This window comes from Xanthomonas sp. SHU 308, assembly GCF_000364645.1.
Taxonomy (GTDB): Bacteria; Pseudomonadota; Gammaproteobacteria; order Xanthomonadales; family Xanthomonadaceae; genus Xanthomonas_A; species Xanthomonas_A sontii.
On sequence record NZ_AQOK01000790.1, the window covers coordinates 1 to 12,196 of the forward strand.

12 protein-coding genes are annotated in these 12,196 nt (G+C 69.0%); 5 read left to right on the forward strand and 7 right to left on the reverse strand.

The features are described 5' to 3' along the window. On the reverse strand, nt 1-222 hold a 222-nt coding region (locus D588_RS0120765; protein WP_017917371.1), incomplete at its 3' end, for a rhodanese-like domain-containing protein. A 385-nt stretch (nt 223-607) separates the two neighbouring features. On the opposite strand from D588_RS0120765, the gene D588_RS26900 reads away from it, so the two are divergent. The 4 genes from D588_RS26900 to trxC all read left to right on the forward strand — a co-directional run bounded on the left by D588_RS26900 (nt 608) and on the right by trxC (nt 5,773). Then, complete coding sequence (locus D588_RS26900; protein WP_157836500.1) at nt 608-1,558, forward strand: efflux RND transporter periplasmic adaptor subunit; 951 nt, start codon at nt 608-610, stop codon at nt 1,556-1,558. Between the two features lie 19 nt (nt 1,559-1,577). Further along, nucleotides 1,578-4,775, forward strand: a complete 3,198-nt coding sequence (locus tag D588_RS0120775) for an efflux RND transporter permease subunit (RefSeq protein WP_043086544.1) — start codon at nt 1,578-1,580, stop codon at nt 4,773-4,775. 78 nt (nt 4,776-4,853) lie between these two features. After that, nucleotides 4,854-5,333 (forward strand): OsmC family protein, encoded by a 480-nt coding sequence (locus tag D588_RS0120780; RefSeq protein ID WP_017911670.1) that lies wholly within the window; start codon nt 4,854-4,856, stop codon nt 5,331-5,333. Continuing rightward, nucleotides 5,330-5,773 (forward strand): thioredoxin TrxC, encoded by a 444-nt coding sequence (gene trxC, locus D588_RS0120785; RefSeq protein ID WP_017917374.1) that lies wholly within the window; start codon nt 5,330-5,332, stop codon nt 5,771-5,773. Before D588_RS0120780 ends, trxC begins: the two co-directional genes overlap by 4 nt. 87 nt (nt 5,774-5,860) lie before the next feature. Here trxC and D588_RS0120790 read toward each other — a convergent pair whose 3' ends face one another. The 3 genes from D588_RS0120790 to D588_RS0120800 form a co-directional block, all read right to left on the reverse strand. Beyond that, a complete protein-coding gene (locus D588_RS0120790) occupies nt 5,861-6,673 on the reverse strand; it encodes a S1/P1 nuclease (RefSeq protein ID WP_017917375.1) in 813 nt (270 codons plus the stop codon). A gap of 143 nt (nt 6,674-6,816) precedes the next feature. Then, nucleotides 6,817-7,437, reverse strand: a complete 621-nt coding sequence (locus tag D588_RS0120795; protein WP_017917376.1) for an OmpW family outer membrane protein — start codon at nt 7,435-7,437, stop codon at nt 6,817-6,819. A gap of 248 nt (nt 7,438-7,685) precedes the next feature. Further along, entirely contained in the window at nt 7,686-8,315 is a 630-nt protein-coding gene (locus tag D588_RS0120800) for an OmpW family outer membrane protein (RefSeq protein WP_017917377.1), read from the reverse strand. A gap of 160 nt (nt 8,316-8,475) precedes the next feature. Between D588_RS0120800 and gap the strand changes: the two genes are divergently transcribed. Next, entirely contained in the window at nt 8,476-9,477 is a 1,002-nt protein-coding gene (gap, locus tag D588_RS0120805; protein WP_017911669.1) for a type I glyceraldehyde-3-phosphate dehydrogenase, read from the forward strand. Between the two features lie 94 nt (nt 9,478-9,571). Here gap and D588_RS0120810 read toward each other — a convergent pair whose 3' ends face one another. From D588_RS0120810 to D588_RS0120820, 3 genes are all read right to left on the reverse strand, one after another. Next, nucleotides 9,572-9,973, reverse strand: a complete 402-nt coding sequence (locus D588_RS0120810) for a hypothetical protein (protein ID WP_017917378.1) — start codon at nt 9,971-9,973, stop codon at nt 9,572-9,574. Nucleotides 9,974-10,085: 112 nt separating this feature from the next. Continuing rightward, nucleotides 10,086-10,571 (reverse strand): hypothetical protein, encoded by a 486-nt coding sequence (locus tag D588_RS0120815; protein WP_026143952.1) that lies wholly within the window; start codon nt 10,569-10,571, stop codon nt 10,086-10,088. Between the two features lie 137 nt (nt 10,572-10,708). After that, nucleotides 10,709-11,785 carry a cache domain-containing protein gene (locus D588_RS0120820; RefSeq protein WP_017917380.1) on the reverse strand — a complete coding sequence of 359 codons (1,077 nt, stop codon included), beginning with the start codon at nt 11,783-11,785 and terminating at the stop codon, nt 10,709-10,711. Nucleotides 11,786-12,196: the final 411 nt, after the last annotated feature.

The following is a 12,196-nucleotide window of genomic DNA, read 5'->3' on the forward strand; positions in this document are numbered from 1 at the left end:
GCGTCGGGCCAGCGCCGGATCGGCGTCGAGACGGAATTCGAGGATGCCGCGCGGGATGTTGATGGCGTTGGGCAGGTGGCCCATGGCGAACTCGCCGGGTTCGCGCACGTCGATGATCCACTCGCCGGGCAGCGGCGTGGCGGCGGCATCGGTGTGGGCAGGGGTTTCGTGGATCTGCGCGCGTGCGCGGTCGACCAGGACTTGGGCGGAGGAGGCGGGCATTGGGGGTGCTCGGCGGGAAAGTGCGCCCATCATATCAGTTGACTCTAATATAAGAAAATCCTAATTTATCTCGCGGCCAGCCTCGGGCGGCCGCGCCCGATCTGCCACGGTGGGGTGCCCACCGACGGCGCGGATGCACCCTTTCCTCTGGAGTTCGATCATGCGTGTGCTTCGTTGGCCGATCCGCTGTGCCTGGCGTGCTGGACGGCGGCGCGGGACGCTTGCGTCTGCCGCTGCGCCGGCCCGCGGCAGCGGTCGCGCACCCCCGGTGGGCGCGCTCGTGGCGCTCGCGGCGCTGGCGCTCGCTGGTTGTCGCCATGACGCCGAAAGCCTCGCGCCGCCGCCGTTGCCGGCGCTGGCGACCGTGCCGGTGGAGCCCGCGGCCATGGCCTCGCGCTCCTGGGACGGCGTCGTGACCGCGGTGGAGTACGCCGATCTCAGCGCGCAGACCAGCGGGCGCGTGCGCAGCGTCGCGGTGGATGTGGGCGACCGGGTCGCCGCCGGCCAGGTGCTGCTGCAACTCAGCGCGGTGGAACAGCGCGCCAGCGTGGCCAGTGCGCAGGCGCAAGTGCGTGCCGCCACGGCCAGCGCCGACGAGGCCGAGGCCAGCTATCGCCGCTATGTGTCCCTGGCCGGGGCGCAATACGTGTCCCGCGCGCAACTGGACCAGGCCCGCGCCACCCGCGATGCGGCGAACGCCGCACGCGCTGCCGCCGTCGCGCAACTGGCGCAGGCGCAGCAGCCGGCCGACTACACCGTGGTGCGCGCGCCGTTTGCGGGCGTCATCAGCGCGCGCCAGGTGCAGCCGGGCGAGGCGGTGGCGGCCGGGCAGGCCTTGCTGTCGCTGTACGTGCCCGGCGCGCAGCGCATCGAGGTGCAGGTGCCGCAGTCGGATGCCGACGCCATCCGTGCCGCGCCGCGCGCGCAGGTACGGTTGGACGATGGGCGCAGCCTGCAGGTTCCGCAGGTGACGGTGTTCCCCACCGCCGATCCGCGCAGCCACAGCGTGACGGTGCGGGTGCCATTGCCGGCGCTGCAACCGGCCCTGGCACCCGGTACCACGGCCAAGGTCGAGGTGCCGCTGGCTGCCGGCGATGCCGCGGAGGCGGCGCCGTTGCGCATTCCGCTGTCGGCGCTGCTGCAGCGGGGCGAACTCAGCGCCGCCTATGTGCTGGCCGACGGTCGACTCAGCCTGCGGCAGCTGCGGATCGGGCAGCGCGATGCGCAGCGGGTGGAAGTGCTGGCCGGGCTGCGCGCGGGCGAGCGGGTGGCGCGCGATCCGGTCGCTGCCGGACAGGCGCTGGCGGCGCAGCGGCGCGCGCTGGCGGGGCGTTGAGGTGGCCGCCGGTTTCGGGATGTCCGGCCGCCTGGCGGCGTTCTTCCAGACCAATCCGCTGACGCCGCTGCTGGCCCTGCTCGGCCTGCTGCTCGGCCTGGCGGCGGTGGCGATCACCCCGCGCGAGGAAGAACCGCAGATCGACGTGACCATGGCCAACATGTTCGTGTCGCTGCCGGGTGCCGATGCGCGCGAGGTCGAACAGCTGCTGAGCACGCCGCTGGAACAGAAGCTCGATGAGATCGAGGGCATCAAGCACGTGTACTCGGTGAGCCGCCCCGGGCAGGCGGTGTTGACCGTCGAATTCCAGGTCGGGGTGCCGCGGCAGACCGCGCTGGTGCGCCTGTACAACCAGGTGTATTCCAATCTGGACGTGCTGCCCACGCAGATGGGCGCCAGCGCGCCGCTGGTCAAGCCCAAGGGCATCGACGACGTGCCGGTGATGAGCGTGACCCTGTGGAGCGACGATCCGCAGCGCAGCGCCGCCGACCTGGGTGCGATCGCGCGCACCCTGGAGACCGACCTCAAGCGCATCCCCGGCACGCGCGACATCTACAGCATCGGCGCGCCGCCGCGGGTGGTCACGGTGACGCTGGATCCGGCGCGGCTGGCCGCCTACGACCTCACCGTGGCCGACCTCGGCCAGGCGCTGCAGGGGGCGAACGTGGTGCGTCCGCTCGGCGACCGCATCGGTGGCGGCCGTGCGGTGCCGCTCAGCGCCGGGCGGTTCCTGGCCGATGCCGACGCCGTGCGCGAGCTGGTGATCGGCGTGCACGACGGCCGGCCGCTGCAGTTGCGCGATGTGGCACAGACCCAGGCCGGTGCCGACCTGCCCACGGCCTACGTGTGGTACGGCACGCCGCCCACGCGCGGCGGCTCGGCGCAGGGGCGCGCGCCGGCGGTGACCCTGGCCATCGCCAAGAAGCCGGGCAGCGACGCCTCGGCGCTCACCCGCGCGGTGAGCGCGCGCCTGCAGGCCCTGCGCGGCGAACTGCTGCCGCAGGGCGTGCATGCCGAGGTCACCCGCGACTACGGTGCCAGCGCGGCGGCCAAGGCCGGCAAGCTGATCCACAAACTGGTGTTCGCCACCGCCTCGGTGGTGCTGCTGGTGCTGTTCGCGCTGGGCTGGCGCGAGGCCGTCGTGGTCGGCAGCGCGGTGGTGCTGACCCTGGCGCTGACGCTGTTCGCCTCGTGGGCGATGGGCTTCACCCTCAACCGCGTGTCGCTGTTCGCGCTGATCTTCTCCATCGGCATCCTGGTCGACGACGCCATCGTGGTGGTGGAGAACATCCACCGCCATCTGCGCGCCGGCGGCAAGACCTTGCGCGAGGCGATTCCGCCGGCGGTGGACGAGGTCGGCGGCCCGACCATCCTCGCCACCTTCACCGTGATCGCGGCGCTGATGCCGATGGCCTTCGTCAGCGGCCTGATGGGGCCGTACATGCGGCCGATCCCGATCAACGCCTCGGTGGGCATGCTGCTGTCGCTGGCGATCGCGCTGGTGGTGACGCCCTGGCTGGCGCTGAAGCTGCTGAAGCGGCATGTGCCGGCGCACGCCGCGCAGGCACACGCGCGGGGCGACGCGCCACCGCGCCTACAGCGCCTGTTCGGGCGCTTGCTGCACCCATTCCTGGATCCTGTCCGCGGCGCGCGCCGGCGCGGCTGGCTGTTCGCCGGCATCGCCGCCCTGCTGCTGGCCGCGGTGGGCCTGGTCGGACTGCAGTGGGTGGTGCTGAAGATGCTGCCGTTCGACGACAAGTCGGAACTGCAGATCGTGGTCGACCTGCCCGAAGGCAGCGCCCTGCAGGACACCGATGCGTTGCTGGTGGACCTGGCCGGCGTGCTCGACCGCACGCCCGAGGTGCACGACTACCAGGGCTATGCCGGTACCTCGGCGCCGGTCAACTTCAATGGCCTGGTGCGGCAGTACTTCCTGCGCAGCGGCAACAACGTCGGCGACCTGCAGGTGAACCTGGTCGACAAACACCAGCGCACGCGCCACAGCCATGCCATCGCCCGCGCGCTGCGGCCGCCGCTGGCGGCGATCGCACGCCGGCATGGCGCCTCGCTGAAGGTGGTGGAGGTGCCGCCGGGGCCGCCAGTGCTGTCACCGTTGGTGGCCGAGGTGTACGGGCCGGACTATCCGCGCAGCCGCCAGTTCGCCCTGGCGCTGGAGCGACGCTTCCTGCGCACGCCGAACGTGGTCGATGTCGACACCAGCGTGGAGAGTGCGGCCACCCGCGAAACGCTGATGGTCGACCGCGTGCGCGCCGCGCGCCTGGGCGTGAGCCAGGCGGCCATCGCCGATGCCCTGGCCACGGCGGTGCAGGGGCTGAACGTCACCTGGCTGCACGATGGCACGTCCAAGGTGGCGCAGCCGGTGCGGCTGCGCCTGCCGGGCGCCGCACAGGCCGCCAGCGCACGCCTGCTGGCGCTGCGCGTGCGCGGCGGCGATGGGCAACTGGTGCCGCTATCGGAACTGGTCGCGGTGCAGCGCCTGCCCTGGGACGACAGCATCGCGCACAAGGACCTGCGGCCGGTGGTGTACGTCACCGGCGACGAAGCCGGGCGCCTGGACAGCCCGCTGTACGGCATGTTCGACCTGGTCGGGCAACTGCGCCGGCATCCGCTCGATGGGCAGACGCTGCAGCAGTATTTCATCGCGCCGCCGGTCGACACCGCCGACTTCGCGGTGAAATGGGACGGCGAATGGCAGATCACCTACGAGACCTTCCGCGACATGGGCATCGCCTACGCGGTGGGCCTGTTGCTGATCTATCTGCTGGTGGTGGCGCAGTTCCGCAGCTATCTGCTGCCGCTGGTGATCATGGCGCCGATTCCGCTGACGGTGATCGGGGTGATGCCGGGTCATGCCCTGCTCGGCGCGCAGTTCACCGCGACCAGCATGATCGGCATGATCGCCCTGGCCGGCATCATCGTGCGCAATTCGATCCTGCTGGTGGACTTCATCCGTCATGCCCTGGCGCAGGGACGCAGCGCCGAACAGGCGGTGATCGAGGCCTGTGCGGTGCGCGCACCGCCGATCGTGCTGACCGGCCTGGCGGCGATGCTGGGTGCGCTGTTCATCCTCGACGATCCGATCTTCAATGGCCTGGCGGTGGCGCTGCTGTTCGGCATCCTGGTCAGCACCGCGCTGACCCTGCTTGTCATCCCGTTGCTGTACTACCCGCTGGCACGGCGCGAAGCGGCGGCGTGAGCACGACGCTGCGTCCACACGCCGTTACCGGTGCCGGCGTAGAGTCGAAATCCCTTTCTGCGAAGTGGAGTTTCCACGATGCCCATCGGCGATCCGATCCGCGTCACCCTGGAGCAGGACACGGACTTCGCGTTCCGCATTCGCTTCGACGAAACCACGCTGGAGCCCTGGTTGAGCGACGAAACCGCGCCGCTGGGCCAGGAGCGCGGCCCCAATCCCACGCGCATCCTGCTGGCCGGCATCGCCAATTGCCTGGCGGCCAGCCTGCTGTTCGCGATGCGCAAGTACAAGAACGATCCGGCCGGGGTGGTCGCGCACATCACCGCCACGCCGATGCGCAATCCGGAAGGGTTCTGGCGCATTCCGCAGGCCTCGGTGGAACTGCAGCTGCCCGGCGCCAACCAGGACTATGCGCAGCTGGAACGGATCCTGGCGCAGTTCGAGCAGTTCTGCGTGGTCACCCAGAGCGTGCGCCAGGGCATCGACGTGCAGGTCACGGTCAAGGATGCGCAAGGCACGGTGTTGCTGGGCGACAAGAGTATCGAGGCCGGCGCATGACCACGCTGCTGCATGTCGCCTGCCCGCACTGCGCCGCGCTCAACCGGGTGCCGGAGGCGAAACTGACGGACGCGCCGCAATGCGGACGCTGCCATCGCGGCTTGTTCGACGCCACACCGGTCACGCTCACCGCCGAGACGTTTGCCGCGCATGCAGAGCGCAGCGAGCTGCCGCTGCTGGTGGACGTGTGGGCGCCGTGGTGCGGCCCATGCCGGACCATGGCCCCGCACTTCGCCGCCGCGGCCGCGCAGCTCGAGCCGCGGCTGCGCCTGGGCAAGCTGGACAGCGACGCGCAGCCGGCGTTGGCCCGGCGCTTCGGCATCCGCAGCATCCCGACGCTGCTCCTGCTGCGCCAGGGCCGCGAACTCGGCCGACACAGCGGCGCCATCGGCACCGCCGAGATCGTGCGCTGGACGCTTGCACAGTTGAATTCTGCGTAACGCTCTCGTAGCAGCGGCTTCAGCCGCGATGGGTTTGCCCAGGCAAGCCCATCGCGGCTGAAGCCGCTCCTATACGGTGCGCCGGGCTTACTTGCCCAGCGCTGCGTTCAACGTGGCCGCCAGATCCGCACCGGCCTGGCGCAGTTGCGCCTCGGCGACCGGGCGCCAGGTCGTCACGTAATCGGCCGGCAGCGTGGCGCCGGGCGGATAGAAGCCCGGACGCAGCATGATCTTGCAGGAGGCCTCGGCCCACGCCGCGGCCGGCGGCGGCAGCGCGCTGCCCGCCGGCGAGGGCGCCGGCAACGGCTGCTTTTCAAGCTCGGCCAGGTAGGCCTGCTCGTTCAGCCCGCGGCTGCGCAGCAGGCCGCTGTCCCACAGCGAATGCAGATTGCTGCCCTTGCCCTCGAACTGGATCTGCACGGTGTTGGCGCCCTTGTCGCGGGCGTAGCCGGCATGCAGCGGCTGCTGCACGTCGCCGGCGAAATGCACCACGAACTTCAGCGCCTGCGCACGCGCGGCCTGCGGCTGGCTGCGGTCGGCGAGGATCGCGGCCTGGCGGCGCAGCGCCTCGACCGCGCAGTTGCCGTCCGGGCAGTCGCGGGTCTGTTCGTAGTGGCAGTCGTTCTCGGCCAGGTTGACGTAGTGCCAGCGCGCGCTGCGCTTTCCCAGGTCGGGATCGTGTTCGCGGAGCTGGTCGGCCCAGTTGGCGACGCCGGCCAGGGTCGGGTCGGGTTCGCCCTGCAGCAGGGTGCGGACCTGCGCGCGGGCTTGCGGGGTGAGTTGTGTGTCGGCGAGATCGGCGACCAGGCGGTGACCCAGCGGGCCCCAGGCGAAGGCGGCGGACGGTGCGGCGGCGAGGGCCGCGGCGAGCGCGGTGCAAACGAAGGCAGAGATTTTCATGCGCCGATTCTAGCCGGCGCCGACGACGCGGCCATGACGCGCATCAGGTCTGTTGCGTTGCCGCTCAGCACGGCGGACGCCGGTGCCAGACGGCGTCGCCGACCGCGCCGAGCCGCGTCCGAGGACACGACCCGGCTGCAGGCTCAGAAATACATCAGGTACGCGACGCCGTAGGTGACCGGATCGAGCTTGGCCTTGCCGAGCGTACTGCCGTCCACTTTCACGTCGCTGCGCATGCCGGTCCAGCGCGCATCCACGCGGATCGCGCTGCGTTCGCCGACCGCGAAATCCACGCCGGCATGCAGCGCCGGACCAATGGTGTCCTTGAACTTCACGTCGTTGGACGAAAACGCGCCCTTGCCGTCGCTGCCGAGGAAGGCGGTGTAGTTGAGGCCGGCGCCGACGAACGGGGAGATGTCGCCGTTGCCGTTGAAGTGGTACTGCAGCGAGATGGTCGGCGAGAGCATCCAGGCGCTGCCGATGTCGCCGCCGCGGTCCAGGCCGATCTTCTGCTGGCCGACCAGGCCCTGGATCTCCACGCCGAGGTTGCCGCGGAAGAAGTATTCGTAACTGAACGACACGGCCGGCGCGACGTCGGCGTCGAAGCGTTGGTCGCTGCCGCGCAGCGTGCCGTTGGACGACCCCGGCACCATGCCGTGCAGACCATAGCTGGTGGTGAAATGGCCGGCCGACTGCGCCGCGGCGGGCAGGGCGATGCTGGCGAGGGCGGCGACGGCAAGGCGACGGAACAGGCGTGGCGGCATGGGAGACCCCGGTGGACGACGAGTGGGCGGATGCGAACCCCGTGTCGGCCTGGCGGGCACCGATCCACATCCGTGTGGCGCGTAGTCTGCCAGAGAAGCGGGGCGGACGCGCTGCGCTCCGGCGAGGCCGCGTGTGCGGCCCGCGCGTCGATCCGGTACGGCCATGCTCCGGAATGGCGCCGCTGCCGCGAGCGGCGCCGATCCTGTTGCCGCCGGCGCCACAGGTCGCAGCGGCGCCGGCGCCCGTCTCAGAACTTCATCACGTAGGCCAGGCCATACACCAGCGGGTCGATGTGCGCGGTGCCCAGGTCGCTGCCGTTGACCTTGACCTTGCTGTCGATGTCGATCCAGCGCATGTCCACGCGCAGCGCCGACTTGTCGGTGAGCGCGATGTCCACGCCGGCATGCGCGGCCAGGCCCCAGGAGTCGTCCAGCTTGAGCTTGCTGCCGGCCAGCGCGCCGGTGGTCTTCTCGCTGAAGAAGGTGGTGTAGTTGAGGCCGGCGCCGACGAACGGCGAGACCTTGCCGGCGCTGTTGAAATGGTACTGCAGCGACACCACCGGCGGCAGGTGCTTGGTGCTGCCGACCTTGCCCACGCCCTTGACGCTGATGTCGTGCTCGAACGGCAGCGCGGCCAGTACTTCCACGCCCAGGTCCTGGTGCACGAAGTACTCGAAGGTCACCGTCGGCCGGATGTTGCTGTCGATGCGCAGCGGCAGGGTGCCGCCGGCGAGCGTGCCGTTGTCGGACTTCGGGTTGACCTGGTGGGCGCCGATGCCGATGGTCCAGTCGCCTTGCGATTGCGCCAGCGCCGGCAGGGCGCACAGGGTCAGGGCGGCGGCCAGGCCGGCGAGCAGGAGGGGGGAGGTGGTGCGCATGGTGGAGTCTCGGTTGGGTGTGGGCGCAGTGTCCGGCGCGCCGCCCCATGCCGCCTTGATCCTGATCAAACCGGCGTGTCCGGCGTGGCGCGGCCGGCCTGCTAGAATGGGATTTCCCCTTCCATCCGCCGCGCCAGGCGCGGCCGCAGGAGCTACTGAAATGGCAATCAAGGTCGGCATCAACGGTTTCGGTCGCATCGGGCGCAACGTGCTGCGCTCGGCGGTGCAGAATTTCGGCAGCGACATCGAGATCGTCGCCATCAACGACCTGCTCGAGCCGGATTATCTGGCTTACATGCTGCAGTACGACTCCGTGCACGGCCGCTTCCAGGCGGAGGTGTCGGTCGACGGCAATCATCTGCTGGTCAACGGCAAGAAGATCCGCCTGACTCAGGAACGCGATCCGGCGGCGCTGAAGTGGGGCGAGGTCGGCGTGGACGTGGTGATCGAGTCCACCGGCCTGTTCCTGACCAAGGAAACCGCGCAGAAGCATCTGGACGCCGGCGCCAAGAAGGTGATCCTGTCGGCGCCGTCGAAGGACGACACGCCGATGTTCGTGTATGGCGTCAACGACAGCACCTACGCGGGCCAGGCCATCGTCTCCAACGCCAGCTGCACCACCAACTGCCTGGCGCCGCTGGCCAAGGTGATCAACGACAAGTGGGGCATCAAGCGCGGCCTGATGACCACCGTGCACGCGGCCACCGCCACCCAGAAGACCGTGGACGGGCCGAGCAACAAGGATTGGCGCGGCGGCCGCGGCATCCTGGAGAACATCATTCCGTCCAGCACCGGTGCGGCCAAGGCGGTCGGCGTGGTGATCCCGGAGTTGAACAAGAAGCTCACCGGCATGAGCTTCCGCGTGCCGACCTCGGACGTGTCGGTGGTCGACCTGACCGTGGAACTGGAAAAGCCGGCCACCTACGCCGAGATCTGTGCCGAGGTGAAGGCGCAGAGCGAAGGCGCGCTGAAGGGCATCCTCGGCTACACCGAAGACAAGGTGGTGGCTACCGATTTCCGCGGCGACGCGCGTACCTCGATTTTCGATGCCGATGCCGGCATCGCCCTGGACGGCACCTTCGTCAAGCTGGTGTCCTGGTACGACAACGAGTGGGGCTACTCCAACAAGTGCCTGGAGATGGTCAAGGTGGTGGCGAAGTAAGCCGCCTGGCGTCGTCCACAAAGAAAGCGCCTTGCGGCGCTTTTTTTGTGTCTGTCCTATCGCCGTTGTGAACCGGCTGCCGTTGGCGCTGCGCTTACTCGGCTTCGATGCGCATGTCCTCTCCGCTACCGGTCACTTTGACCCGGCTGCCGACCGCCAGCCCGGACACCTCGGCACTGGGCTTGGAGACCACCACTTGCGTCTTGTTGTCGAAGCGGACTTTAACCATATAGTGCGCCGCCGGGCCATTGCCGGCGATCTTGGCGCCGACGGTCTTGCCTGCGGCTTCGCCGGCGCCAGCGGCCACTGCCGTTGCGCCGACGTTGGCATTGCTGGCTTTCAAACCCAAAATGCTGCCAGCCATGCCGCCGAGCTTGGACGCGACATCCGTGATCTTCTTAGTGCGCTCAGGCACGTCCGTATTCTTGTTCTCGATCGGCTCCAGCGCCACGATCTCGCCGTGCCGTACTTCTGAGGCCATCGCGGATGCGGCCATCGCCAGTAGTGTCAATGCGATAGCCGACCAAGCGAAGCGGACGAGCGGTTTCTTTGCGGTCATTGATCTGCCCCTGTAGGTATGATGAAGCGCTGGCTTACCTGCGCTGTGCTTACTTGCTTTTCTTTGGCCGGCCCCAGCTTCGGAAGTAAGGATCGCATTTGCTGCCGGCGAAGTCGTAGCGGGTGATGATGCCCTCGGCATTTGCGATGAAGGTGACTTCGCAGTGATGTTCGGCCGGCACATACACCTGCTGGCTGTGCTCGTTCTGTTCGAAGATCGGTGTGGGCGCCATGCCCCCGCCGCCCGGGGTCATGCCGACGACTGCGCCCTGCGTGGTCCAGTAGTCGGTGCGGTAGTGCGCATCGACACCGAAGTTGTATGTATAGGCGGTTTCGTGAGTCTCGGGGTTTTCAGAGGTGTACAAGCCACGGTCTACCGGCCACTGCATCATCAATTCGCCGGCGTCGTGACCGACCCAGCTGCGGGCGATATCTTCGGGTTTGCCGAACATGTCGGCAGAAGAGAGTGGCGACACGCCTAATAGCGCAAAAGCGCACAGAAAGCGCATAACGCAGGAGCGACGAAACCTGTGCATTGCGGTACATCCTTGCTCTAGTGGTGCTGGATCCATGGACGAGCGTATCGAGCGCGATTGCGCGATTTCTATCACGCTCAGGTGACGCCGACAAGCGCCCTTGGATGCTTCCTTGGCTGACCTTCCAATAATATTTCCTACAGCGCCTGCAGGATCAGCGAGTGCCAGCCGGTGCGGTAGGTTTCGTAGCCGGGAGAGGCGGCGTGCGCGATGCAGTGCGGCCGGCCGTCGAGATCGATCAGCACGGCGCCGCGCGGCTGCTTGAACAAGGCGTCGCGGCCGTCGAAGTCGATCCGGTCCTGCAGCATGCGCCCGGCCGAGTCGGCCAGCACCCGGCCCTGCGCATCGACGATGCAGACGCGGCTGCGGCCCCATTCGGATTCGGACAGCGGCGTGCGCTGCACGATCGTCTGCGCCAGCGCGTCCCAGCGGAACACGATGCCCAGCACACCCAGCACGCGGCCATCGACGCGACCGCCGTCGCGCACCGTGCATGCGTATACCAGCACGCGCTCGCCGTCGGCCAGCGCGCTGGCATGCACGTCCTGAAAGCCGAATTCCTCGCCGCTGCGCGTGCGCATCGCGTGTTCGAACCATGGCTGCGCGGAGACGTCGCTGCCGACCGAGCCGAACTGCCGCGGCCGGCCGTTGGCGCGGATGCGGCCATCGCTTCCGGCCAGGATCAGGTCGAAGTAGACCGTGTACGAATCCAGGATCTGGCCCATGCGCCGCGAGGCGTAGGCCAGCGCCTCGGCATCGCTGTCGGCACGCGCCGCGGCGACCACCGCCGCGTCGGTGGCCCACCAGCGCACGTCGCAACTGCGCTCGTAGAGGTTGCGGTCGATCAGGTCGATGTTGCTCAGGGCCAGCTCGCTGAGCCGCGTGCGACGCACGTCGTCCTGCAGGCGGCCCAGTGTCTGCCGCATCTCCGCGCTGGTGCGCGCGGCGACCTTGTCCAGGTCCTGGGTGGCCTCGGCCACGCGTCGCGACAGCCCGTCCATTTCCTGCGCGATCACGCTGAAGCCGCGTCCGGCGGCGCCGATCCGCGCCGACTCGATGCGCGCGTTCATGGAGATCATGTGGGTGGTGCGGTTGATCGCGTCGATCCCCTGCAGCGAGCGGCGCAACTGGCCGAGCAACTGGTCGGACAAGCCGACGACGGCGCGAATATGGTCATCGATCCCCGCGTCGGCGGGGTGGGCGGGTAGGTTCATTCATGCTGCCTGCGGGGTGGGAGAAAACAGCAGACGGACGACGCGATAAGGGGTGTAGCGGCCGCCGGTGCACTGGGCTTGAGGGTGGTGTGAAAACCGTTTGTCGGAACGCCGGGCCTTGCGCTGACTGGGCTGCGGCCCCGTCCGTGGGCCGATGTCGGCGCCGAACTCGTCTACCATCTGCGCCAGGTCCGGCGCCGCCGGGCTCCCGGTGCGCGCCACGGGCGCCGCGCCACCGCCTTTGGAGATGTGAGACGAATGGACAAGTTGGTCGTGCTGGTGGTGTTTGCGGCGCTGGTGGTGCTGGCGTTGCCACTGCTGTCGATCGTGGCGTTGGTCGGGCAGTCGCGCCTGCGCCAGCGGCTCGCCGCACTGGAGGCGCAGGTGGCGCGGATGGCCGCCGCCACGCCA